Origin of the sequence: Rhodococcus sp. NBC_00297, assembly GCF_036173065.1 — a bacterium.
Lineage (GTDB): Bacteria > Actinomycetota > Actinomycetes > Mycobacteriales > Mycobacteriaceae > Rhodococcoides.
This window is the reverse complement of the sequence record NZ_CP108041.1, coordinates 3,724,009-3,746,491: the sequence shown is the minus strand read 5'-3', so window position 1 is coordinate 3,746,491 and position 22,483 is coordinate 3,724,009. Positions and strand designations below refer to the sequence as shown.

At 68.5% G+C, this 22,483-nt stretch carries 29 protein-coding genes; 15 read left to right on the top strand and 14 right to left on the bottom strand.

The annotated features are described in order from the left end of the window. Window positions 1–157: 157 nt before the first annotated feature. The 3 genes from OG947_RS17720 to OG947_RS17710 are packed head-to-tail and all read left to right on the top strand — an operon-like array spanning window position 158 to window position 3,025. On the top strand, window positions 158–1,081 hold the full coding sequence (locus tag OG947_RS17720) for a sugar phosphate isomerase/epimerase family protein (RefSeq protein ID WP_027505594.1): 924 nt from the start codon (window positions 158–160) through the stop codon (window positions 1,079–1,081). Window positions 1,082–1,116: 35 nt separating this feature from the next. After that, window positions 1,117–2,151 (top strand): Gfo/Idh/MocA family protein, encoded by a 1,035-nt coding sequence (locus OG947_RS17715; protein ID WP_328812525.1) that lies wholly within the window; start codon window positions 1,117–1,119, stop codon window positions 2,149–2,151. A 1-nt stretch (window position 2,152) separates the two neighbouring features. After that, window positions 2,153–3,025: a sugar phosphate isomerase/epimerase family protein gene (locus OG947_RS17710; RefSeq protein WP_056448610.1), complete on the top strand. Its 873-nt coding sequence runs from the start codon at window positions 2,153–2,155 to the stop codon at window positions 3,023–3,025. Window positions 3,026–3,044: 19 nt separating this feature from the next. Here OG947_RS17710 and OG947_RS17705 read toward each other — a convergent pair whose 3' ends face one another. Continuing rightward, window positions 3,045–3,707, bottom strand: coding sequence for a GNAT family N-acetyltransferase (locus tag OG947_RS17705; protein ID WP_027505591.1), 663 nt, complete (start codon window positions 3,705–3,707; stop codon window positions 3,045–3,047). An 82-nt stretch (window positions 3,708–3,789) separates the two neighbouring features. On the opposite strand from OG947_RS17705, the gene OG947_RS17700 reads away from it, so the two are divergent. After that, window positions 3,790–4,815 (top strand): LLM class flavin-dependent oxidoreductase, encoded by a 1,026-nt coding sequence (locus tag OG947_RS17700; protein ID WP_222647471.1) that lies wholly within the window; start codon window positions 3,790–3,792, stop codon window positions 4,813–4,815. Here the strand turns inward: OG947_RS17700 and OG947_RS17695 are convergent. Continuing rightward, the gene (locus OG947_RS17695; RefSeq protein ID WP_328811560.1) at window positions 4,789–5,370 is read right to left on the bottom strand and encodes a TetR/AcrR family transcriptional regulator; all 582 of its coding nucleotides are present in this window, start codon (window positions 5,368–5,370) and stop codon (window positions 4,789–4,791) included. The two genes, OG947_RS17700 and OG947_RS17695, sit on opposite strands and share 27 nt — an antisense overlap. A 35-nt stretch (window positions 5,371–5,405) precedes the next feature. Here OG947_RS17695 and OG947_RS17690 point away from each other — a divergent pair, with 35 nt between their 5' ends. From OG947_RS17690 to OG947_RS17680, 3 genes are read left to right on the top strand one after another with little or no spacing between them, the layout of a single operon-like run. Further along, window positions 5,406–6,353: a DMT family transporter gene (locus tag OG947_RS17690; protein ID WP_328811559.1), complete on the top strand. Its 948-nt coding sequence runs from the start codon at window positions 5,406–5,408 to the stop codon at window positions 6,351–6,353. Further along, the gene (locus OG947_RS17685; protein ID WP_027505588.1) at window positions 6,350–6,646 is read left to right on the top strand and encodes a hypothetical protein; all 297 of its coding nucleotides are present in this window, start codon (window positions 6,350–6,352) and stop codon (window positions 6,644–6,646) included. The genes OG947_RS17690 and OG947_RS17685 overlap by 4 nt, the downstream gene beginning before the upstream one ends. A gap of 28 nt (window positions 6,647–6,674) precedes the next feature. Then, on the top strand, window positions 6,675–7,118 hold the full coding sequence (locus OG947_RS17680; RefSeq protein ID WP_222647467.1) for a Rieske (2Fe-2S) protein: 444 nt from the start codon (window positions 6,675–6,677) through the stop codon (window positions 7,116–7,118). On the opposite strand, the gene OG947_RS17675 is transcribed toward OG947_RS17680, so the two are convergent. The 4 genes from OG947_RS17675 to OG947_RS17660 all read right to left on the bottom strand — a co-directional run bounded on the left by OG947_RS17675 (window position 7,099) and on the right by OG947_RS17660 (window position 10,755). Continuing rightward, window positions 7,099–8,598 carry an amidase gene (locus OG947_RS17675; RefSeq protein ID WP_222649404.1) on the bottom strand — a complete coding sequence of 500 codons (1,500 nt, stop codon included), beginning with the start codon at window positions 8,596–8,598 and terminating at the stop codon, window positions 7,099–7,101. The genes OG947_RS17680 and OG947_RS17675 overlap by 20 nt on opposite strands. A gap of 87 nt (window positions 8,599–8,685) precedes the next feature. Further along, window positions 8,686–9,327 carry a luciferase domain-containing protein gene (locus OG947_RS17670; RefSeq protein ID WP_328812523.1) on the bottom strand — a complete coding sequence of 214 codons (642 nt, stop codon included), beginning with the start codon at window positions 9,325–9,327 and terminating at the stop codon, window positions 8,686–8,688. A gap of 92 nt (window positions 9,328–9,419) precedes the next feature. Further along, window positions 9,420–10,118, bottom strand: coding sequence for an aquaporin (locus OG947_RS17665; protein WP_328812522.1), 699 nt, complete (start codon window positions 10,116–10,118; stop codon window positions 9,420–9,422). A 217-nt stretch (window positions 10,119–10,335) separates the two neighbouring features. Continuing rightward, the gene (locus OG947_RS17660) at window positions 10,336–10,755 is read right to left on the bottom strand and encodes an Asp23/Gls24 family envelope stress response protein (protein WP_222630003.1); all 420 of its coding nucleotides are present in this window, start codon (window positions 10,753–10,755) and stop codon (window positions 10,336–10,338) included. Window positions 10,756–10,938: 183 nt separating this feature from the next. Between OG947_RS17660 and OG947_RS17655 the strand changes: the two genes are divergently transcribed. Continuing rightward, the gene (locus OG947_RS17655; protein WP_231476307.1) at window positions 10,939–11,613 is read left to right on the top strand and encodes an RNA polymerase sigma factor; all 675 of its coding nucleotides are present in this window, start codon (window positions 10,939–10,941) and stop codon (window positions 11,611–11,613) included. Then, entirely contained in the window at window positions 11,604–12,125 is a 522-nt protein-coding gene (locus tag OG947_RS17650; protein WP_222649406.1) for a hypothetical protein, read from the top strand. The genes OG947_RS17655 and OG947_RS17650 overlap by 10 nt, the downstream gene beginning before the upstream one ends. Here the strand turns inward: OG947_RS17650 and OG947_RS17645 are convergent. The 5 genes from OG947_RS17645 to OG947_RS17625 all read right to left on the bottom strand — a co-directional run bounded on the left by OG947_RS17645 (window position 12,109) and on the right by OG947_RS17625 (window position 15,521). After that, the gene (locus OG947_RS17645) at window positions 12,109–12,966 is read right to left on the bottom strand and encodes a cyclopropane mycolic acid synthase family methyltransferase (RefSeq protein WP_328812521.1); all 858 of its coding nucleotides are present in this window, start codon (window positions 12,964–12,966) and stop codon (window positions 12,109–12,111) included. The genes OG947_RS17650 and OG947_RS17645 overlap by 17 nt on opposite strands. 207 nt (window positions 12,967–13,173) lie before the next feature. Further along, window positions 13,174–13,578 carry a four-helix bundle copper-binding protein gene (locus OG947_RS17640; protein WP_027505583.1) on the bottom strand — a complete coding sequence of 135 codons (405 nt, stop codon included), beginning with the start codon at window positions 13,576–13,578 and terminating at the stop codon, window positions 13,174–13,176. Between the two features lie 80 nt (window positions 13,579–13,658). Continuing rightward, window positions 13,659–14,591, bottom strand: a complete 933-nt coding sequence (locus OG947_RS17635) for a TIGR01777 family oxidoreductase (protein ID WP_056448653.1) — start codon at window positions 14,589–14,591, stop codon at window positions 13,659–13,661. Then, window positions 14,588–15,259: a TetR family transcriptional regulator gene (locus tag OG947_RS17630; RefSeq protein ID WP_222629975.1), complete on the bottom strand. Its 672-nt coding sequence runs from the start codon at window positions 15,257–15,259 to the stop codon at window positions 14,588–14,590. Before OG947_RS17630 ends, OG947_RS17635 begins: the two co-directional genes overlap by 4 nt. A 106-nt stretch (window positions 15,260–15,365) precedes the next feature. Next, window positions 15,366–15,521, bottom strand: a complete 156-nt coding sequence (locus tag OG947_RS17625) for a hypothetical protein (RefSeq protein WP_197027779.1) — start codon at window positions 15,519–15,521, stop codon at window positions 15,366–15,368. Between the two features lie 123 nt (window positions 15,522–15,644). Here OG947_RS17625 and OG947_RS17620 point away from each other — a divergent pair, with 123 nt between their 5' ends. Genes OG947_RS17620 through OG947_RS17600 form a run of 5 tightly spaced genes read left to right on the top strand, consistent with a single transcriptional unit; the run spans window position 15,645 to window position 19,353 of the window. After that, window positions 15,645–15,872 carry a hypothetical protein gene (locus tag OG947_RS17620; RefSeq protein ID WP_328812520.1) on the top strand — a complete coding sequence of 76 codons (228 nt, stop codon included), beginning with the start codon at window positions 15,645–15,647 and terminating at the stop codon, window positions 15,870–15,872. Further along, window positions 15,869–16,789 (top strand): ABC transporter ATP-binding protein, encoded by a 921-nt coding sequence (locus tag OG947_RS17615; RefSeq protein ID WP_328812519.1) that lies wholly within the window; start codon window positions 15,869–15,871, stop codon window positions 16,787–16,789. The genes OG947_RS17620 and OG947_RS17615 overlap by 4 nt, the downstream gene beginning before the upstream one ends. Then, entirely contained in the window at window positions 16,786–17,571 is a 786-nt protein-coding gene (locus OG947_RS17610; RefSeq protein WP_027505580.1) for an ABC transporter permease, read from the top strand. The genes OG947_RS17615 and OG947_RS17610 overlap by 4 nt, the downstream gene beginning before the upstream one ends. A gap of 40 nt (window positions 17,572–17,611) precedes the next feature. Then, entirely contained in the window at window positions 17,612–18,751 is a 1,140-nt protein-coding gene (locus tag OG947_RS17605; RefSeq protein WP_328812518.1) for a sensor histidine kinase, read from the top strand. Further along, window positions 18,748–19,353, top strand: a complete 606-nt coding sequence (locus OG947_RS17600; RefSeq protein ID WP_027505579.1) for a response regulator transcription factor — start codon at window positions 18,748–18,750, stop codon at window positions 19,351–19,353. Before OG947_RS17605 ends, OG947_RS17600 begins: the two co-directional genes overlap by 4 nt. Window positions 19,354–19,359: 6 nt before the next feature. On the opposite strand, the gene OG947_RS17595 is transcribed toward OG947_RS17600, so the two are convergent. Both OG947_RS17595 and OG947_RS17590 read right to left on the bottom strand, forming a co-directional pair. Beyond that, window positions 19,360–19,722, bottom strand: coding sequence for an ArsR/SmtB family transcription factor (locus OG947_RS17595; protein ID WP_027505578.1), 363 nt, complete (start codon window positions 19,720–19,722; stop codon window positions 19,360–19,362). A 14-nt stretch (window positions 19,723–19,736) separates the two neighbouring features. Then, a complete protein-coding gene (locus OG947_RS17590) occupies window positions 19,737–20,999 on the bottom strand; it encodes an MFS transporter (RefSeq protein ID WP_328812517.1) in 1,263 nt (420 codons plus the stop codon). 69 nt (window positions 21,000–21,068) lie between these two features. Here OG947_RS17590 and OG947_RS17585 point away from each other — a divergent pair, with 69 nt between their 5' ends. Beyond that, window positions 21,069–21,272: a zinc-ribbon domain-containing protein gene (locus tag OG947_RS17585; RefSeq protein ID WP_027505576.1), complete on the top strand. Its 204-nt coding sequence runs from the start codon at window positions 21,069–21,071 to the stop codon at window positions 21,270–21,272. Between the two features lies 1 nt (window position 21,273). Here OG947_RS17585 and OG947_RS17580 read toward each other — a convergent pair whose 3' ends face one another. Continuing rightward, window positions 21,274–22,458 (bottom strand): phytanoyl-CoA dioxygenase family protein, encoded by a 1,185-nt coding sequence (locus OG947_RS17580; RefSeq protein ID WP_328812516.1) that lies wholly within the window; start codon window positions 22,456–22,458, stop codon window positions 21,274–21,276. Window positions 22,459–22,483 lie beyond the last annotated feature (25 nt).

Sequence of the window (22,483 nt, the reverse complement as noted above, 5' to 3'; positions counted from 1 at the left end):
GTCTTGCGGCTGCGGGGCGGCGTGGACACCGGCACTCCTCTGGGACGGGGCTTGACACGGAAGCGTGATCCACCTCATAGTAGCTTAAGCGCGTTACTTAAGCGCGTTAGTGCCACAGCACGAGCGCCGGACATTCTTCGAGAGGAACCCCCGAGACATGAGCACGATTCGCGTCGGATCCGCCCCCGACTCCTGGGGAGTGTGGTTCCCCGAGGATCCTCAGCAGACCCCGTACGGCCGCTTCCTCGACGAGGTGTCGGCGTCGGGCTACGAGTGGATCGAACTGGGCCCGTACGGCTACCTGCCCACTGATCCGCAGAAGCTGCTGTCGGAGTTGGGCTCTCGGGGTCTCAAGCTGTCGGCCGGCACGGTGTTCGAACACCTGCATCAGGACGACGCGTGGGACGCGGTGTGGACGCAGATCGAGGACGTCGCCAAGCTGACCGCCGCCGCCGGCGGGAAGCACGTCGTCGTCATCCCCGAGATGTGGCGTGACCCCTCCACCGGCGCGGTGCTCGAGGACCGCGACCTCACGGCAGACCAGTGGCGCAAGAAGACCGAGGGCATGAACGAGCTCGGCAAGCGCATGTTCGAGCAGTACGGCGTCAAGGCGCAGTACCACCCGCACGCCGACAGCCACGTCGACACCGAGGAGAACGTGTACCGCTTCCTCGACGGCACCTCGAGCGAGTTCGTGAACCTGTGCCTCGACACCGGCCACATCAGCTACTGCGGCGGTGACAACATCGCGATCATCGAGCGGGCGCCCGAGCGCATCGGGTACCTCCACCTCAAGCAGGTGAACGAGGAGGTCCGCGCCAGGGTCGCAGCGGAGGATCTGCCGTTCGGCGAGGCGGTCAAGCTCGGCGCCATGACGGAACCGCCGCTCGGCATCCCGGACATGCCCCCGCTCCTGAAGACCATCGAGCGCCTCGCGGACGACGGCAAGCTCACCGCGGACATCTTCGCGATCGTCGAGCAGGACATGTACCCGTGCGCCGTCGACGCTCCCCTGCCGATCGCGCAGCGCACCCGGAAGTACCTGGGCTCCTGCGGCATTCCCGCCGTCACGTTCGCCTGACCACACTTTCGCACCTACAGAAACGGATTGACACGATGACCACCGAACTCCGCATCGCGGTCCTGGGTGTCGGCATGATGGGTGCCGATCACGTCGCCCGCATCACCTCGAAGATCACCGGCGCCCGCGTCGCCGTGATCAACGACTACGTCAGCGCGAAGGCCCACGAACTCGCCGCGACCATCCCCGGCTGCCGCGTCGTCGAAGGTCCCCTCGACGCGATCGCCGACCCCGAGGTCGACGCCGTCGTCCTGGCCACTCCCGGCCCGACCCACGAGAAGCAGCTTCTCGCGTGTCTCGAGCACGGCAAGCCCGTCATGTGCGAGAAGCCGCTGACCACCGATGTGGCCACGTCCCTCGCCGTCGTGGAAGCCGAGGCCGCACTGGGCAAGAAGCTCATCCAGGTCGGATTCATGCGCCGCTTCGACACCGAGTACGACCAGCTCAAGGCACTCATCGATTCCGGCGAGCTCGGCCGTCCGCTGGTGGTGCACTGCGCACACCGCAACCCCGCCGTGCCGCCGCACTTCGACAGCGCGATGATCGTGCGCGACTCGCTGGTGCACGAGGTGGACGTCACGCGCTTCCTCCTCGACGAGGAGATCACGTCGGTGCAGATCATCAGCCCGTCGGCCAATCCATCGGCACCGCAGGGCCTGCGAGATCCGCAGATCGCCATCTTCACCACGGAGTCCGGTCGACACGTCGACGCCGAGGTGTTCGTCACCACCGGCGTCGCCTACGAGGTGCGCACCGAGGTCGTGGCCGAGCACGGCAGCGCGATGATCGGTCTCGACGTCGGCCTCGTCCGCAAGTCCGCTCCCGGAACCTGGGGCGGCACCATCACTCCCGGCTTCGTGCAGCGCTTCGGCCAGGCCTACGATACCGAGATCCAGCGCTGGGTCGACGCGGTGAAGGCCGGCGCCGAGACGGGCAACTACGTCGACGGCCCCGGAGCGTGGGACGGATACGCTGCAGCCGCGGTGTGCGAGGCCGGCGTGAAGTCGCTCGAGTCCGGTGCCCCGGTCGCCGTCGAGATGGTGCAGCGCTCGTCCATCGTCGGAGCCTGAGATGAAGATCGCGCTCGATCCGACGCCGTTTCATCATTCGCATTCGCTGCTCGAGCTGCCCGCCGTGGTGGCCGATCTGGGGTACGAGTGGTTGCAGCTGACGCCGCACGTGGACATGATCCCGTTCTTCAACCATCCCAAGGCCGACGACGGGTTGGTCGCGAAGTTCCGCAAGGCGTGCTCGGACGCCGGCGTCGGGATCGCGTCGGTGTTGCCGGTGCTGCGGTGGTCCGGTCCCGACGAGGACGCCCGCGAGGCGGCCGTGCGCTACTGGAAGCGGGCCATCCAGATCACCGTCGACCTCGGGGTGTCGACGATGAACACCGAGTTCTCCGGTCGACCGGAGAAGCCGGAGGAGTCCGAGCGGGCGTTCTACCGGTCGATGGAGGAACTGGTCCCCATCATCGAGCGCGAGGGGCTCGACGTCCTGATCGATCCGCATCCGGACGATTTCGTCGAGGACGGGCTCGCCGCGATCCGCACCATCCGCGGGATCAACTCCCCGAACATCGGCATGGTGATCGTGGCGTGCCACCAGTTCCACATGGGTGGTGACCTGCCGGCGATCATGGCCGCCGCCGGGGACATGGTGCGTCTTGTGCACGTGGCGGACACGATGGATCATCACCGCTCGCACGGGTTGCGGTACATCACCAATCCGCCCGGCAACGCGGTGCGGGTGCACCAGCATCTGAAGATCGGCGACGGGGACGTCGACTGGGACCAGTTCTTCGGCGGCCTGGGCTCACTCGGGTTCTACGACAACGACACCGTCATGGTGTCGAGTGTGTTCGCCGAGAACGAGAACGCCCACGACGTCTCCCGCTACCAGCTCGAGACGATGACCCGGTACGTCGAGAAGTACCGGGCCTGATCGCCTCTCACGAGAAGTGTCAGGACGGCTGGACCCCGGGGGTGCGCACGATCATGGGCACCCCCGGGAACACCGCCGCCATCTCGGCGCGCGACTTCCGCAGCGCCGCAGTGCCGTAGCCCTTCTTCCGGTGTCCGGGGTGGATCCACACCCGAAGGTCGATGTCGCCACCGGCGAGCTCGCCGAAGACGATGCCCACCTTCTCCGCGCCCTCGCGTGCGACGAACCACGCGGCCTGCTCGGAGTCGAGGCGGTCCCGTGCCGCAGCCAGCTCGGTGTCCAGATCACCGGCCGCTCCGCCGGATCCGTCACCCGCGGAACCGACGTCCGCGAGGCGGGCGGCGAACAGGTCGCGGTCGTCGTCCGAGAACGCTTCCAGCACCAGGGTCTCTCCCGCGCTGGCGGGACGCTCGGCCAACGTGAAGTTCAGGCGGCTGTCCAAGTCCTCGAGCTCGGCGGCGTTGCTCCGGCGGGCGTCCTTGGTGAGGCTGGCGAACGACATGCCCATGACGGCCTCGCCGCCCAACCGTGACGTGCCGAGCAGGGTGGCGATCGCCTCCACGGCGTCGGGCCGGGTCTCGGCCTCGACGATGACGTCGAGCACCTCGTGACGACGTTCGAAGGCCGCCAGTAGGGCGGACGTGATCTCTCGGCGAGCGGCAACATGATCGTGATCGGTCATCGCGTGATCATAGGGCTTCGCCCCCGTGCGCGGTTTGCGTACTCGGGGATGCGCGAAAGGCTCACGGGGGGATCATGGACCCATGCACCCGAGACCGCTGCGCAGGATGGGTTTTCTCACGATCGGACTGTTCGACGGGGACGACCCCGCGGCCGGGCACGAGTCGACGCTCGCGATCATCGAGCTGGGCGAACGTCTCGGCTTCGACAGCGCCTGGTTGCGGCATCGCCACCTGCAGTACGGCATCTCCTCCCCCGTCGCCGTGCTGGCCGCCGCATCGCAGCGGACCTCGCGGATCGAGTTCGGCACCGCCGTGACTCCGCTGGGGTGGGAGAACCCGGTGCGGCTGGCCGAGGACCTCGCCACCGTCGACATCCTGTCCGGCGGGCGCCTGAATCCCGGGGTCAGCGTGGGCCCGCCGATGAACTTCGACCGGCTCAGGGATGCGCTGTACCCCGACACCGCCGATCGGGAGGACTTCAGCTACGCCCGGGTCGAGCGGCTCCTCGCCGCGATCCGAGGCGATCGTCTGACGGACTTCGAGGGGATGGACGGCATCGAGGTGCATTCCTCACGCGCACAGCCTCATTCGCCCGGTCTTGCGTCCCGGATGTGGTACGGCGGAGCGTCGCTCGGGTCGGCTCGCTGGGCCGGCGCGAACGGTATGAACTTCCTGACGAGCAGCGTCGTGAAGGCCGAGGAGGACGACGACTTCGACCGCATCCAGCTCTCCCACATCGAGGCTTTCCGCTCGGCACACTCGGCGGGGAACGGTGCTCGGGTCTCGCAGGGCTTGGTGGTGATTCCGACCGACTCGGCCACACCGAGCCAGCGTGCCCGCTACCAGGAGTACGCCGATGCCCGTCTGGGCCGCACCCGGTCACCGGTCGGCCCGGCCCGCCTTCTATTCGCTCCCGATCTGGTGGGCACCACCGAGCAGCTCGTGGAGCAGTTGCAGGCGCGCGCAGCCTTCCGGGAGATCGACGAGGTGGCGTTCGCTCTGCCTTTCAGCTTCGACCACGACGACTACGTGCAGATTCTCACCGACATGGCGACGACGCTCGGGCCGGCGCTCGGGTGGTCACCGGCCGGTGGGCTCGAGGAGTAGACGCGCGGCAGCACGCGCACGGTCGAAGGGCCGCTCGACCACTCCCATTCCCGCGCACACCAGCGCGCCCTCGTGCACGAGCATCAGCAGGTCGGCCGTCCCCGCCGGGTCGGGCACTCCTGCGGCCGCGAGGATGTCGACGAACAGATCGGCCATCCAGCGCTTCTGCCCGATGATCACCGGATAGGCCGGGTGGGCGGGGTCGCTGATCTCCGCGTGCGCGTTGACCATGCTGCATCCCTTGCCACTTCGCTGCGCCGTCCACTCGGCCGAGGCGACGAGCATCGCATCGATCCGATCGCCGGCGTCGTCGGCGGAGACGGCACCCAGCCGGACGGCGAGGAACTCGCGCCACTGACGGTCACGTTCCCGCAGGTACTCCACGACGAGCCGTTCCTTGGACTCGAAACGGTCGTACAACGTCTTCTTCGTGACGCCGGCTCGCGCCGCGATCGTGTCGACGCCGACCGCGTGAATGCCCTGCTCGTAGAACAGCTCGTCGGCCGCGGCCAGCACGGCACGCGCCTTCGGCGTCCAGGCGACCTCGGATGTCATGTTTCGAACTATACCGATCTGTGTAGTCTGCTGTCATGAGTAGACAGATCGGTATACCTGTGGATCGACGCACTGCCGTCGGGTCGGTACTGGCGGGCGCGGCGTTCGTACTCTGCTGGTCGTCCGGTTTCATCGGCGCGAAGATCAGCGGTGAGGACGCTGCCGTCACCACCGTCCTGATGTGGCGGTTCCTCCCCCTCGCCCTGCTGCTCGCACCGACGTGGCTCTTCGGGTCTCGCCGAGTTCGAGGCCCGGACCTTCGGCGGCAGGTGATCGTGGGCTTTCTGTCGCAGTCCGGCTACCTCCTCACTGTGTACTGGGCCATCGGCCTCGGGGTCTCCACCGGCACCACGGCCCTCGTCGACGGAGTGCAGCCACTCGTCGCGGCAGCGCTGGCGGGCCCCCTGCTGGGCGCGGCGGCCTCGGGCCGACAATGGATCGGGCTCCTGATCGGTGCTTTCGGCGTCGCGCTCGCCACCGTTGCGGACGCCACGGCGACCACCGCGACCACCCCGGCGTGGGCCTACCTCGTTCCGCTGGTGGGAATGATGTCTCTGGTCGCCGCGACCTTCGTCGACCGTCGCGCCCAGCGACCGGCACCCTTCAGCGCCCTCGGAATCCACTGCGCCACATCGGCCGTCGTCTTCACCGCCGGCGCGGTCGCGACGGGCACCGCGGTACCGCCGACGACACTCGACTTCTGGGCGGCGACGGCGGGACTGGTGGTGTTCGCGACGTTCGGTGGGTACGGGCTGTATTGGTATCTGCTCGACCGGGTGGGGGTGACGAGGGTGAACGCTCTGATGTTCCTCGTACCGCCCGTCACCACCGTGTGGGGCGCCCTGCTCTTCGGCGAGCCGTTCACCGCCCTCACCGCGATCGGTCTGGCGCTGACCTTCGTGGCCATCACTGTCGTCACGATGCGTCTTCGGGCCGGAACCCGACGGGACATCCCGAAGTCGTCGCTAGCATCGGTGTCATGACGGACGGCCGGGAGTACACCGAGGACGGCCACCACATCGTGATCGACGGGCGGAAGTGGCGCGCCACCGATCCCGACATTCCCGAGGAGCGCGGCGCCGAACTGCGGTCGATCCTGATGGCGTGGCGACGCGACGTCCGCCGGACCGGCGGCGCCGCGGAGTCCCGCGCCGGTGTACAGGCCGCCAAGGTCGCTCTCGGCGAACGCGGCACGCCGTGGTGGGAACAGTCCGACGACGAACGCCGCGCGCGTTGGGAGACCGACGTCCCGAGGCCCGGTACCGACGACGCGTAGTCGGCCGCCGTCCGGGTAACCCCCGCCCATGGCCGACGACCGCGCCCCCGCCCCGCGACCGCGCAGCGTGCTCCCACCCGTGCTCCACGATCAGCCGATCCGGGCACGCGGGCGAGACCTCGTGCGTGTCGCCGATCTGGACGAGAGGGGCGTGGCCGAGGTGCGCACCGACGACCACGGGGTGCTCGCGGTCGGCATCCGGCCCGACGGGACACCGTTCGCCGTCGGGAACACGTGCCGACACCAACTCGCCAAGCTCGGGCGCGGGCGGGTGACCGAGAACGGCTGCCTCCAGTGCCCCTGGCATAGGGCGGAATTCGACGTGACCGACGGGTCCATGGTGTCCGGGCCCAAAGGAGTGATCTTCGGTTTCCCGCCCTACTCCGCAGTGGTGGCCGCCGTCGGACGCGCCGTACCGCTCACCACCGCGCAGGTGGAGATCGTCGACGGCGTCATCCGACTCGCTCACTGACCACGTCCGCGGGGATCCTGTCGAACCACGGCCGCGCCACCTCGAGCTCCGCGGCGAGCACCAGCAGCCGAGTCTCCCCACCCGGTGGCGCCAGGAAGTGCACGCCGACTGGCAGACCGTCGACTGTCGCCGAAAGCGGAACACTCATCGCCGGCCGCCCGGTCAGATTGGCCGATTGCGTGTACGGGACAGCGGACAGGCTGCGCATCACCGCGTCCTGCACCGCGCCGAGCCGTCCGAGAATCGGTCCGAGTCGCAGCGCGAGCGCGAGCCGGGCGCCCACCCTCTCGACGAACGGGGTGTCGAAGGCGCCGATCAGCGGCGCGGGACCCGCCGTCGTGGGTGTCATGAGCAGATCGAAGCGGCGGTGGAATGCAGCGATGGCGCGGACGTGGTCCTGCCAGCGTGCCAGCGCCGCATCGTGATCCACCGCTCTCGTGGCGCGCCCGATCTCGGCGAGGACCAGCGTGTCGAGTTCGAACTCCGTCGTGGTGGGCCGCGCCGTGGCCGACGCGGACGACACCTCGGCGGCGAGGTGGACGAACCACGGCACGAGGAAGTCTCTGGCCAGCTGCTCCTCGTCGAACGGCGAGGCGACCTCCTCGACGGTGTGGCCCAGTTCGACGAGCAGGTCGCGGGCGCGGTCGAGCGCGGCGAGGACGTCCGGGTGGGGTGCGTCGTTCAGCGCCGATCGCGCCGCGACCCCGATCCGAAGCCGAGGACCCGGCCGGCCGAGTGCCTCCACATGGGGCGTCGACGGGGCCGCGAACTCGAAGGGAGCGTCGTCGTCCGAGCCGCGCACGATGTCGAGGAACGCGGCCGAGTCGCGCACGGAGCGGGTGAGCACACCGGTGACGGCGCTCCCGAAGAGCATCTCCCCGGCGCGGGGCCCGGCAGGGACGACTGCCCGGCCAGGCTTGAGTCCGAACAGGCCGCAGTACGCCGCGGGGATGCGGATGGAGCCGCCGCCGTCACTGGCGCCGGCGACGGGCACGATGCCCGACGCCACCGCGGCGGCCGAACCACCGGAGGAGCCACCCGGTGTGCGGGCGGGATCCCACGGGTTGCGGGTCGCACCGTGCGCCTGCGGCTCGGTGACTCCCTTGGCGCCGAATTCGGGTACGGCCGTGCGGCCCAGGACGACGACCCCGGCGTCGAGCCACCGTTGCACCACGGTGTCCGTGACCCGGGGCCTGGACGACGCCCCCGAGCGTGACCCCGACGTCTCGACGATCCCGGCCTGAGCCTGGAAGAGATCCTTGAGCAGGAACGGCACTCCCGCCATCGGACCGGACAAGGCGCCCGCGGCCCGCACTCGCGCGGCATCCTCCTGCCACTGCACGAGGGCGTTCAGGGTGGGATCCACCTCGCGCGCTCGCGCGATCGCGACCTCGACCAACTCCGCGGCCGTCACGTCGCCGGACGCGACCAGCTGGGCGAGCCCGGTCGCGTCGTGGGCCCGATACTCGTCGAATCTCATGGCGCTCAGACTAGGTGCGCGTGCCGCCGACGAGCGCCGGTGTCGTCGAAGTCTGGACACTGCACGGCCCGTGAACCCACGAACCGATCACGCTCCAGCAGAGACGATCGCCCGGTCCACGATGCGCCGCAGCTGCTGCTGCTCTGCCTCGTTCCGAGGTGCGTAGAGGTAGAGATAGCTGTCCGGCAGCCCCACGAGGGAACGTCCGGCCAGCGGATGCCGCTCTCCCCAGCCACGCGAGACGATCTCGGCGACGTCCCGCGGATCGGCGACCACGTGCATCGACCCCTGCGCGTCGTGCACGTGGGCGATCTCTCCGCGAGCACGCCGAGCGGCGGCGCTGCGCGGGTGATCGACGTGGAGCGCGTCGCCTCGACGTTCCAGATGGCTACGCGCGCTGTTGCATCCGTCGGTGGAGCTCAGGATCGTCAGGTGATCCTGCAACGACCGGACACTGACGGGATCGCCGTCGGACACCACCTGCCGGTGCGGGATCGGGAACGGTGCCATGACGGGTCGACTGCCGCGGTCCGGCAACTCGAGGGCACCGACGGCGGCCCGGATATCGTTGTCGCGCAGTCGAATGGTCTCTCGACAGAGGGGGCGTAGAGCGGTCATGACCACCCAGCCGACCGGATTGTCGGGGAGCCCGCCCGGCCCGATCGCGCGCCAGCGTCGATAGTCGTCCAAGATCGCGCGCAGACCTGGCGTACGACGAACCGTGTTCATGACCCACCCCCATGTGCGACGGCCCCCACGACCGACCGTCGCATCATGCCCCGGGTGCACCCGGCGAGCAACGGGCTCGTCGCACACGAGAGTCAGTGCGCGGCGACCGCCTCGGCGGGCCGCACGGCCTTGTAGGCGAGTGCACCGACCACACCACCGATCAACGGGAAGACCAGGAACACCCACAGTTGCGAGAGTGCGCTTCCGCCGGCGATCAGCGCAGGCCCGATGGAGCGCGCCGGGTTGACCGACGTCGAGTCGACCCCGATGGCGAGCAGATGCACGAACGCGAGCGTAAGTCCGATCGGAACCCCGGCTGCCGCAACGGAATGCGGCCCTGTCACGCCGAGTACCACCAGCACGAGAACTGCCGTTGCCACGATCTCCACGATCGCGACGGCGAGAAGCGAGTAGTTTCCTGCCGAGGCGTCGCCGTATCCGTTGGCGCCGAGACCGTCGACCGTCCGGTCGTATCCGGGTCGACCCGTCGCCATGACGTAGACCACCAGGGCGCCGACGAGTCCGCCGATCACCTGTGCGGCGGCGTATCCGGCGGCGCGGGCGGCCGTCATGCGGCCCGTGACGAGGAACGCGAGCGTGACCGCCGGATTGATGTGGCAACCGGACACGGGTCCGAGCACGAACACCATCGCGAGCAGTGTCAGGCCGAAGGCGAGCGCGATTCCGGTGGTGGCGACGTCGTCGCCCGCCAGGACGGCGGTGCCCACACCTCCGATCACGAGAACGGCGGTGCCGATGGCCTCGGCGATGTAGACGGTGAACTTGGTCATCGTCGTCCTCCTCGTCGGGTGCGGCGCTCGTCGATCTTGCGCTTGGCGTAGCCCCACGTCACGCGGCCCAGGCCCTCGAAGAGTCGGCTGGACAGGCTCCGACGGGCGCTCATGCGCGCACCTCGTCGGTGCGTTTCTCGATCGTGGTCATCATGGTTCCCTTCTTCGACCGGCCCGCGGAGCGCGAGTCGGTGTGTGTGGTCGGACGAGACTGTGGTCAGGCGGCCGTGCGGTGGCCACCGACCTGCACGTCGTGCACGACGACGTCGACACGGCTGCAGGTGAGTCCGGTCAGTGCCGTCACCGCACTGGAGACGTTGCGGCGGACGTCCGCTGCGACGTCGGCGATGGATATTCCGTAGTCCGCCACCAGATCGAGCGAGACGACTGCGGTGCGGTCGTCCACCTCGACCGACACCCCCTGTGTGTGCCTCGCCCCGTCGACGCCCACTGCGGACCGGAGTACGTCCAGCGCACGAGAACCGGCCGGTTCCAGGGCGTGGAGGCCCGGTACCTCTCGTGCGGCGATGCCGGCGACGGTGGCGACCACGGCGTCCGCGACGACTGTGCGGCCGCGATCTCTGCGGTCGGTTCGGTCGTCACTGTGGTCGACGGTCGATGCGACGGACGTCCTCACGGCGTTTCCTGTCGCAGTCTGCGGGGCGTTCACTTCAGGTCCTCTCTCTGGACTGTGACGGCTCGTCACAGTCATTGAGTCGGGTTTGCGCGTGATCCTGCGCGGGAACAATGACGTGGGGGAAAAGTAGTTGCTTCATCAATCTTCGGGGTGGGTCACTCCGACGGCGGTTCGGGGGGAACAGTGCTCAGTCGTCCGTCGATCGCGCCCGATCCCGGCAGTCCCGACGTGGCCGGTGATGTCAGCCTCCCGTCCATCGCAGCACCGTCGGCGGACCGCGACACGTCCACTCGTCCGACGTTCGCCGCCGACCACCGCGAGCTCGGCGATCGCGCCCTCGCCGCCGCCGCGGGCATGGGCGACCGACGCGCGTTCGAGGAGATCGTGCGCCGACTCGGACCGGACATGCTGCGCTACGCAACCCACCTCCTGTCCGACCGAGGCGCTGCCGAAGACATCGTCCAGGACGCGTTGGTCGACGCCTGGCGCGGACTGCGCCACTTCCGTTCCGACTCGTCGCTGCGCACCTGGTTGTTCAGCGTCGTCTCCCACAAGGTGACGGATCATCGGCGGCGCCGCAGCATCGCGCCCGTCGAGGACTGGGTGTTCGAAAGGCCGAGCCAGGACCCGAGGGACGACCCGTCGCGCACCGTGTCCGACGCCGACTTCCTGTCCGCGTTGGACGATGCCCTCGCTGAGCTACCGTATCGCCAGCGGGCCTGCTGGTTGCTCCGTGAGGTCGAGGGCATGAAGCACACCGAGATCGGCACGGTCATGGCCCTCTCCCCCGGTGCCGTCCGCGGCCACCTCACGCGTGCACGCGCCACACTCGAGACACGATTGGAGACGTGGAGATGACGTCGGGTCAGCCTGATTCGACACCGCCGCAGACGGATTCGACGCTCCGTCGAGCCGCGAGCGTGCTGCGCGACGCGCCCGTGCACGGGTGGGTGGACATCAGCGCCGCCGCCCTCTCACGCGTGCGAGCCGTCGGGGTCCGGACGTGGCCCCTCGACGCCCGCTACCCCGACGAGGGCGTTGTCGAGGGAGTGGACGTCGACGCGGACACCCTTCGGGTCAGTGACGTCGTCGTCCGCATCGCCGTCCGCAGCGCCGTCGCCGAGGTGGCGGGCACAGAGCCCGCCGACATCTCGCTCTACACCGAGGGTCACCGGTGCACGGGCGGTCTGGTGACGGTGATCGCCGCCTACGGCACGGATCTCCAGGAGGCCGGCGATCTCGTCGCGAGCCGGGCAGCTGCCGCTCTGACGGATGTCCTCGGACTTCCCTACAGCGCCGACGACATCGGCGTCGTGATCGCGGAGATCGACGCCCCCGACCAGGCGACGGCGTCTACTTCACCATCGTGAACTGGCGGACGTCGATCAGTTCACGCCGGAAGAAGTCGGCGCACCCGGGCAGATACCGCATGTAGGTCTGGTACATCGCCTCGCCGGCGATGGCGACAGCTTCGTCCTTCCTCGCCTCCAGCGCGGCCGACCACAGATCGAGCGTTCGAGCGTAGTGCTGTTGCAGCGACTGGACCTTCTCCACGCGGAAGCCGGCTCGCTCGCCCTTCTCGATCACCACCTGCGGGATCGGGAGCTCGCCGCCGGGAAAGATCTCGCGGCCGATGAAGTCGGCGAAGTCCATGTCCGCCCGCGTCACGCGCGACTTCTGCCGGAACATGTCGCGGCCGAGTTGCACGATGGTGTGCAGCATCATCCGGCCGTCCCCGGGCAGGATCGAGTAGGCGCGGGTGAAGAAGTCGTCGTAGCGGGGGGAGGTGAAGTGCTCGAAGGCGCCGATGCTGACGATGCGATCGACCGGCTCGTCGAACTCCTCCCACCCCTGCAGCCGCACCTCGGTGGTGTGTCCCGTGTCGAGCCCGTTCAGCATCGCCGACACGTGCTCGTACTGGTTCCTGCTCAGGGTCAGACCGACGACGTTCACGTCGTACTTCTCCACCGCTCGCCGAAGCGTCGCGCCCCACCCGCACCCGACGTCGAGCAGACGCATGCCCGGACGGAGGTCGCACTTGGACAGCGACAGGTCGATCTTCGCGAGCTGCGCTTCCTCGAGTGTCATGTCCTCGCGCTCGAAGTACGCACAGCTGTAGGTCTGCGTCGGATCGAGGAAGAGCCTGAAGAACTCGTCCGAGAGGTCGTAGTGAGCTTGGACGTCGTCGTAGAACGGCTGAAGATCGGACACTGAGTTCCTCCACGGGTCACCGGACAACCGAGCCCCACCCGACGGTGGTGCTGCGGCGCCCGTGTTCCCGCGATCGTCGCGTCGAAACACGCCGTCAGATCCTCGATCAGGGAGTTTCGGTCGGTCCGACCGCGGTACCCGTGCCCGACCGCGTCACCGAAACACCGGAGGTACCCGAAACCGATGTGCTTGTTCCTCGCCAGCTCGTCACATCGGTGTGCCCGGCGCGGCCAGCAGGTCGCGGCACGCCCGCGCACATCGCCGACATGCGTCCGCACACGCGGCGCAGTGTTCGTGCATCCCCGCATGCCGGGCGCACTCGTCGGCACAGTCGTCGCACGCGGACGCACAGGCGATCAGCGCGGCGCGTGCCGTCTCGGACCGGGCACCGCTCCGCGTGATGATCCGGGCGGTCGCGGCACACAGGTCGGCGCAGTCCTGATCGAGTCGAATGCACGACCTGAGTCGCGCGACGGAATCCTCGGCGAGGCAGGCGTCGGCACAGACGGTGCACGCCGTCGAACAGTCGAGACACGCCTCCACACAGGCCGCCACCAGTGCACGATCACCATCGAGGGGATGGGTGGCCAATAGGTCCGTCACGGTCGTCATCGCTGCTCCTTTGTCGCACGGATCGCGTCGGTGTCGGCTACCCGCGGACCGTCGGCGGAAACGGCGCGTACGACGTCGCGTCAGCCCAGGGCGACCGGCAGCAGACCGCGGGACGTGTGGCGAGCGATCTGCTCCAACGCCGGACCGAGGCGCGGATACTCGAACTCGAAATCACTGCGCCGCAACACCTCGGGATCCACCCACCGACTCTTCAGGACCAGTTCCGGTTCGGTGCGGATGACAGCGGCGCCGGCGTGCAGCAACCATGCGGGGGTCGCGACACCTCGTGACCGTCCCAGGTGACGTCGGACCTCGCGCATCATGGTGGCGTTGTCCACGGCGAACGGTGTCGCGAGGTTCACCGGTCCCGCGATGTCCTCGCGCGCGTACAGATGGTCGATGGACCGGAGCACGTCCGCGACGTGGATCCAGCTGAACATCTGTGTGCCGTCACCCATCCGGCCGCCGAGTCCGAGCCGCGCCAGATCGATGAGGGGGTTGACGGCGCCGCCACCGGCACCCAGGACGATCGCCATGCGCAGAGCGATCTTGCGGACGCCGGTGGGCGCGTCGAACAGTTCGCGCTCCCACGCGCGGGCCACCTCGACGGAGAAACCCGTCCCCACGTCCCCGTCCCGCTCCGTCATCGGCCGGTCACGAGCATCGCGGTAGATGGTTCCGGTGCTGGCGTTGAACCACACGTCGGGAGCGCGGTCCACACGCGAGAGGGCCTGGCCCAGTGCGGCCGTCGTCTCCACCCGCGAGGAGAAGATGACGTCGGCGGTACTCTTGGTGTAGCGGCAGCTCACCGAACGGCCCGCCAGATTGATCACCATGTCGGCTCCGTCGAGGACACGGGTCAACCGGTCACGGTCCGACCACGACGCGTCGTTGACGGCGCCGCGGCCCACGGATCTCACGTCGATTCCCCGGTCCCGATACGCCCTCGCGAGGTACTGCCCGATGTATCCCGTCGCTCCACAGATCACGACGGTCCGTACGTCTCTCGTCATCGCCCGCTTCCCTTCTCGGATGTCATGGTGTCCACCAGCCCGACGATGTCGCCGAGCAGTCCTCGCGCGACCGGCAGTCGGGACAGGCTGATCGTCTTCGTGACGACGGGAACGAGACCGTCGACGAGCGCGCGGGTGCGGCGTTGGTCGTCGGATCCGTCCGTGACCCAGTGCAGGGTCACACCCAGGTACGCGACCCACAGCAACGTGGGGAGACGACTCTCCAGCGATGCCGGTCCGCGCTGCTTGGACTTCTGCAGAGTCAGTCGCATGAGGTCCACGGCCATGTCTCGCGCGGCGGACGATTCGGGCGAGAAGGGACTGGAGGTCGACTGCAGGGGAAGCGCCGACTGGAGGAACGAGCCGCCGAAGCTTCGGTAAGGGTGCATCACGTCGAGACCGGCGTGCAGCACCGCCGAGAGGTTGTCCGCCAGCGAGGCGCCGTCACGGAGCAGGGGTATCGCGCGGGTCCGATGCTCGCGTTGGACGACGAGATACAGCTCGTGGACCAACTCGTCCTTGCCGGCGAAGTAGTAGTAGGCATTGCCCAGCGAGACGCCCGCCTCGGTCGCGATGCGCCGCATCGTGGTCGCCTGGAACCCGTCCTCCCGGAAGAGTCGAAGCGCCACCTCCACCAACCGCTCCCGCGTCGCCGTGTCTCGCACCATCGTCGGACTCCCGTCTTGAACGTGTTCAACAACGACCGTAGCGAAGTTGAACACGTTCAACAAGTGCCACCATGAACTCGCGACGAGAATCGAGGGGAGGGTGCGATCAGGAGATACGGCGACGGCGAACCGCCGTCACGACCGCGCTGACGACGAGGATCAGACCGAGAAACTGGAGTCCCGGTGAATCGTCGGCGCCGCCGAGAACGATCGCCGCCAGACCGAGCACCCCGAGCAGCGCGACGACGAACCATCCGTTCATGGTCGACACGCTACTCGGCCGTCCGGTTCATGACGTTTGTCATCGCTCGACCGTGACGGTGTCATCTCGACCGATGCATCCTGGCACTGCCGGTCCTACCGCACGATCCGAAGAATTGTTCTCATGAAGCAACCAGACGAAGGAAACCTCTTCACCGACCTCATGGAGATCGGACCCGCGCCGACCCCGGCCCGCCAACTGGTGGTGGCCGTCATCTCGGTGGCCCTCATCGCGGTGCTGATCGCGATCGTCGGAGTCTCGGTGCCGACCGTGGCAGCGGCTGCCGTCGTCGCCGCGTTCCTCGCCGTCCGCGTCGCCGTCGGGCGTCGGCACTGGGGGCGAGCGTCATGACCGTCATCGAGGTGTCGGGAATGACCCGCCGCTACGGCTCCGGCAAGACAGCGTACGACGCGGTCCGCAACCTCGACCTCGACATCGCGGAGGGCGAACTGTTCGGACTGCTCGGCACCAACGGCGCCGGCAAGACGTCGACTCTGGAAGTCATCCAGGGTCTGTCGCGTCCCAGCGAGGGCACGGTCCGCATCCTGGGACTCGACCCCGTGGCGGATCGGAGAAAGGTCCGGCCCGTCCTGGGCATCATGCTGCAGAAGGGTGGACTACCGCAGGACCTGACCGCGGCCGAGAGCCTGCGGATGTGGGCCCGCACGTGCAGCGATCCACTGCCTGTCGACGACGTCCTGGCGCGCGTCGATCTCGAAGCCCGTGCGGACACCCGAGTGAAGTTCCTGTCGGGCGGCGAGCAGCGTCGTCTCGATCTCGCCTGCGCGATCATCAGCCGACCGCGAGTCCTGTTCCTGGACGAACCGACCACCGGACTCGATCCCGAGAGTCGGCGCAACACGTGGCAGCTCATTCAGGAGCTCAAGAACTCCGGGGTGACCATCATGCTCACCACGCACTATCTCGACGAGGCGGAATCGCTGTGCGATCGGTTGGCGATCATGCACCGCGGCAGCGTCGTTCGCAGCGGAACGGTCGACGACGTGGTCGTCGGTCACCCGGCGCGCATCGAGCTGAAGGACCCGCGGACCGCACTGCCGCAACTCCCGGGAGCCGACGTCGACCGGAAGGGCGACACGGTGTCGATCACGACGAACTCGGTACAGGAGACGCTGACCGAGCTGCTCGTGTGGGCCCGCGACAGCGGCGTCACCCTGCACGGTCTCGACGCGCGAGCCGCGTCCCTCGAGACCGTGTTCCTCTCCATCGCAGACACATTCGACGACCCTGAGGTGATCACGGCATGAGTACGATGACCGCACTGTCCCGAGCGGAATTCACGCTCCTCGGACGCAACCGCGTCCTTCTCTTCAACGCTCTGGTCATGCCCCTCGTCCTGCCGATCGTCCTTCTGGTCGTCGCGGGTCGAGACGGTGGGCTCACCGACGCCGGCGTGTCGGCCGCGCTGGAGATCTTCGCCCTGTTCCTGCTGGTGTTCCTGGTCTACTACAACCTCCTGTCGGTCTACGCGACGCGTCGAGACGAGTTGGTGCTCAAACGTCTCCGCACCGGGGAGAGCACGGACGCACAGATCCTTCTCGGACCCGCGGTGCCGTCGTTCCTCCTGACACTCCTCCTCGGAGTGATCGTCGGCGTGGTCGTGGTGGTCCTCGGCGGCGGCACTCCCGTCAACGTCCTGCTCATCGCGGCGGCACTGGTCGGTGGTGCGGCGCTCTTCGCCGCACTGGCCCTCATCACGTCCGCCTTCACCCGCAACGCGGAAGCAGCACAGATCACCAGCCTGCCCGTCATCCTGCTGGCGATGCTCGGATCGTCACTCCTGCGCGACGTGGTACCCGAGTCCCTCGCCGACGTGGTGGCTCTGACACCGATGGCCGCGGTCAGCGATCTCCTGAACCTCGGGTGGTTCGGCACCACCTCGGTGGGTGATGCCGCCGGTGGCGCCGACTCGGTGGGCTTCGCGTCGACGTTCGCGGAGGCTGGTCAGCCGGCTCTCGTCATGCTCGCCTGGATCGCGGGCAGCGTCCTGATCGCCCGGACCCACTTCCGCTGGGAACCGCGCTCCTGACGTCCCGCCACCGACCGTCCGATCTGCAAGGCTGGAGACCATGAGACTGCGCGATCATCTCGACCCGACACTCGGATGGCGGGGCAGCAGCGACGTCGAGAAGGTCCGCACCTACACCCGGCAGTCCTTCCAGTTCATCGTCGTCGCGGTCGCGGTGGCCTCGATGGCGGCCTCGGCGCAGGCGGGTGACGCGATCTCCACCGCCGCCGCGCTGGTGTGCGTGGTGTCTGCACTCGTTGTCCTGCACCGTATTCCCGTACTCGGTGGCGCTTCGAGTGCGGACGTCCGGGCACCGTTGTGCGTACAGATCGCAGCGGCCGCCGTGCTCGTCGTGGTGGGCGCCGCACCGAACCTCCTGTGGGTGGCCATCCTGGTGACGACACCGATCGCGGCACTGGTGGACCTGCGCTGGTCTCTCGGCGCCGCGGTGGTCGCCCCGGTGGTCGCCGCCGCATCGGGCTCGACCGCACTCGAGATCACACTCCTGGCCTTCTGCATCGTCGCCATGGCCACCACGGTGCGCCTGTCGATGTGGTTGCTGCGCATCGTCACCGAGCTGGCCACCACCCGCGACGCCGCCGCCGCCCTGTCGGTCGCCGAGGAACGACTGCGCTTCTCCCGGGACCTGCACGACGTCGTCGGTCGAGCGCTGTCCGCCATCGCGGTCAAGAGCGAGCTCGCCGCCGCGCTGGCTCGGCGAGGAGACGACCGAGCTGCCGCGCAGATGGACGAGGTACGTGTGCTCGCCCGGGAGTCGATGACCGACGCTCGGGAACTGGTGCGTGGCTACCGTTCCGTCGACGTCGCGGCGGAACTCCGCGGCGCCCAGTCCCTGTTGTCCGCCGCCGGCATCCGGACCGAGCTGACCGGGACTGTTGCCGACATCCCCGGCGCAGTAGCCGAACAGGCCGCGTGGGTGGTGCGGGAAGGCGTCACGAACATCCTGCGCCACTCACGTGCCACGTACTGCCGTATCGAGTTCGGTGACGACCGGCTCCGCATCGTCAACGACCGGCCGACGTCGCCGGAACGTGCGGGCGACGGCACCGGTCTCGCCGGTCTCCGTGAGCGTCTGGCTGCGGTCGGAGGTTCCCTCACCGTCGAGGCCGGAGCCGACACCTTCACCCTCGCTGTCGAATTCGCACCGACGACGACATCCCCCACGAAGGGCACACCATGATTCGGGTACTGCTGGCAGACGACGAGAACCTCATCCGGGTGGCCCTGGGCACGATGCTCGATCTGGAGGACGACATCGAGGTCGTGGGACATGCGGACTCGGGCGAGGCGGCGGTGACCGAGGCCGCGCGGACCACCCCCGACGTCGCGGTGCTCGACCTGCAGCTCGGAGGGATCGACGGTATCGAGACGGCCCAACGCATCGCCGCGCTGCTTCCCGACTGCCGGTCGATCATCGTCACCAGCCACGGCCGACCCGGATACCTCAAGAAGGCGCTCTCTGCCGGCGTCGGCGGATTCCTCCCGAAGACCACGTCCGCGGCGACCCTCGCCGAGGTGGTGCGCACGGTGGTGAGCGGCGGACGCTACGTCGATCCGAGCCTGGCGGCCGAGGCCATCGGCGCGGGCGATTCGCCGCTGACACCGCGCGAGTCGGACGTGCTCGAATTCGCCGCGGACGGAGCCACGATCGCCGAGATCGCCCAGCGCGCACATCTCTCACCGGGAACGGCACGCAACTATCTCTCGGCCGCCGCGGCCAAACTGGGCGCCGCCAATCGCCACGAGGCATGCGCGATCGCCCGGCGCCACGGGTGGATCTAGACCCGATCAGTGATGCGGAGGCTCGCCGGTCACGGTGTGGTCGGCGAAGTTGAGACCCTCTCGCACCAGCCGGGCCAGGTGGCCGTCGGCGAGTCGGTAGATGACGTTGCGGCCGCTGCGTTCGGTCTCGACCATTCCGACGAAGCGCAGCTTCGCCAGATGCTGACTCACCGCAGTGCGGGACGCGCCGGTCTCCTCCGTGAGTGCCGTGACGTCGGCTGGGCCGTGGCTCAGCGTCCAGAGCAGGTGCAGCCGAGTGGGATCGGACAGCATGCGGAACGTGTCGCCGGCGGCCTCGAGACGCGCGCGGTCCGGGCGGTCGGCGTGGTCGAGACTCGCGTGAGCCCGCTTCTCGTCCGATGCCGTCATATCGCCGCTTCCGTCTACTCGGTCGGTGGCGCGCCCACCGTCGATGCCGGAGTCCAGAGCCGACCGGCACCCAGCGCGGCAAGTGTAGCGAGGACGGCGATGATCGACGCGGCGACGACCTGGCTCACCTCGGCGCCCACCCAGCCCGCCACCGGATAGGTGAGCAGGAAGCACGCATGAGACAGCGAGAACTGCGCCGTGAAGAGCTCGTCCCGGTCACCGTCGTCGGAGTCTCGGGTGATCACGCGAGCAGACGGGGTGGAGATCATCGACGTTCCGGCGCCCAGCACGGCCCAGACGACGGCGAGTGACGCCCAGCCCGCGGCACCGTTCGGACGGAGAGCGGCGAGCGCGACAGCACCCGTCGTCCCGAGAGAGACGACCACACCACCGGCGAGCATCAGCCGACGGTCGTCGACGACTGTGAGAATGCGGGGAACTGCGAACGCCACCATCATCGACCCGCCGCCGAAGACGCCGAGGGCCACGGCCAGGGCGCTGGCCGGCCCACCCACGATGTCGCGCACGTAGACGACGCTGTTGACGATCACCGACGACGTTCCGGCCGCGACGACGAGGTTCAGTGCGAGCAGCCCCCGAAGCGACGGACGGCCACCGAAGCGGCGCACTCCGGCCACGAGTCGGTCACCGAACGACCGAGCCCCGTTCGGGGCGGACCGGAGCTCTCTGTCCGGAATTCGGGTGTTCACCACGAGGACGGCCGACAGCGCGAAACCTACTGCTGTGCCGACGAACAGCGAGTGATACGACACGACGGTGAGCAGCGCCGCGGCGAGCATCGGACTCACCAGCGACTCGAGGTCGTAGGCGAGCCGGGACAGCGAGAGCGCGCGGGTGTACTGATCGTCGCGGGAGATCACCGCGGGAACGACGGCCTGGAAGGTCGGCGTGAAGGTGGCCGAGGCCGCCTGCAGGACGAACACGAGCACGTACACCTGCCACACCTGCGTCACGAACGGCAGCAGTACCGCGATCAGGAGCCGTACGACGTCTGCGGATACCAGTACGGTCGTGCGTGGCAGACGGCCGGTGAGCACGGACATGACCGGAGCCACCCCGACGTAGGCGACCATCTTGACGGCCAGCGCCGTGCCGAGGACAGCGCCGGCGGAACTACCGGCGATGTCGTAGGCCAGAAGTCCCAGCGCCACGGTGAGCAGACCGGTGCCGACCAGTGCCACCACCTGCGCTGTGAAGAGCCTGCGAAACGCCGGGACCGCGAGAACGGACTCGGATCGAACCTGCAGAACGACCATGCCGACGACCATACCCATGTGTGCGCACGTGCGCACACATGGGTGTTCGGTGGCCTCTAGGCTGGTCCGATGTTCTTCCTCTTCGGATACGGCACGAAACGGTCCTCGCTCGGCGCCGGCAGCACCCGGACGTGCCCCCGCTGCCACAACACCACCCAGTGGGAGCGGATGCGGCAGTACACGCAGCTCAGCGTCTTCTTCATCCCCGTCGCACGCTGGAAGCGGCGCGTGCTCGAGGTGTGCGGAATCTGCGGGACCGCGACCGAGGTGTGAGTCACGCCCGGTGGCGGGCGAACAGATCCGCGGCGGCGGCGTCGAACTCGGCGGCGTCGAGCCCGCTCGCCAGCGCGCGCCGCACCAGTTCGGCGTGCGTCTCCCCCGCCAGACCGCTGATCGGCTGGTCGAGGTCGAGGTTCGACGGGAACGCGTAGCCCTCAGCCGACGCCGCGATCACGTTGGCGACGTCCCGCTCACGACCCTGCGCCGCCCAGTCCACCAGCGTCGGATACAGGGCGGACACGATCGTCTGCCGGTCGACGCTGTCGAGCGCGCGGCCGAACGGCGAGGAGATCTGCAGCAGGTTCGCCATCCTGAAGATGTCGGTCGAGGTGTTGTGCCCTGCCGCGTGGAACAGCGCCGGATTGAAGAACACGGCGTCGCCCTCCCGAAGCGGAAGCTGAACGTGGTTGTCGGCGAAGTACTCCCGGAACTCGGGGAGGTTGAAGGCGATGTAGCCGGCCTCGAACTTCTGTGAGTGCGGCAGATACATCGTCGGGCCGCTCTCGATCGGCATGTCGCAGTGCGCCACCGCTCCCTGCAGTGTCAGCGCAGGTGACAGGCGGTGGATGTGCGCCCGGAACGCCGCGGCCGTGTCGGTCGACATGAACCCGAGGTGGTAGTCACGATGCGGATTCTGGGCGGCGCCACCGGGATTGACGACGTTGATGGCGGACGTGACCTGATACATCGGCCCGAGCCACGCCTCCGCCACCAGCGCCAGGAGATCGTTGGCGTAGTACCGAGCGAACTGCTCGGGCTCGGCGACCGCCAACTTCTGCAGGGCCGACCAGATGCGATCGTTCGCTCCCGGCTTCGCGAAGTGGTCACCGTTGCTCACACCGCTCTCGCGCTGGCCACGAATGACGTCCCGGTACGTGCGGGTGGTCTCCGCGACCGCGTGGTCGGCCGTGAAGGCACCGCGGAACACCACGATGCCGGGGCCGTTCAGGAGTGCATTCGCCAGTTCGTCCTGGATGTCGGCGCGCACCTGGTCGTCGGTCGCCCGCCGCGCGAGCTCCGGTCCGTCGTACACGAGCACGTTCTGCACCACGTCGGACGCGTGGGGGTGGTCGGCGAGCTGGGTGCTCTCGGACACCAGTGCCCGGAACTCCTCGATGTCGCAGTCGGCCGCGCGGAGGCGATCCGCGCGGTGCGAGTGGCTGCTGATGTTGCTGGTCATACCTGCTCCTCGGTCCCGATGGCCG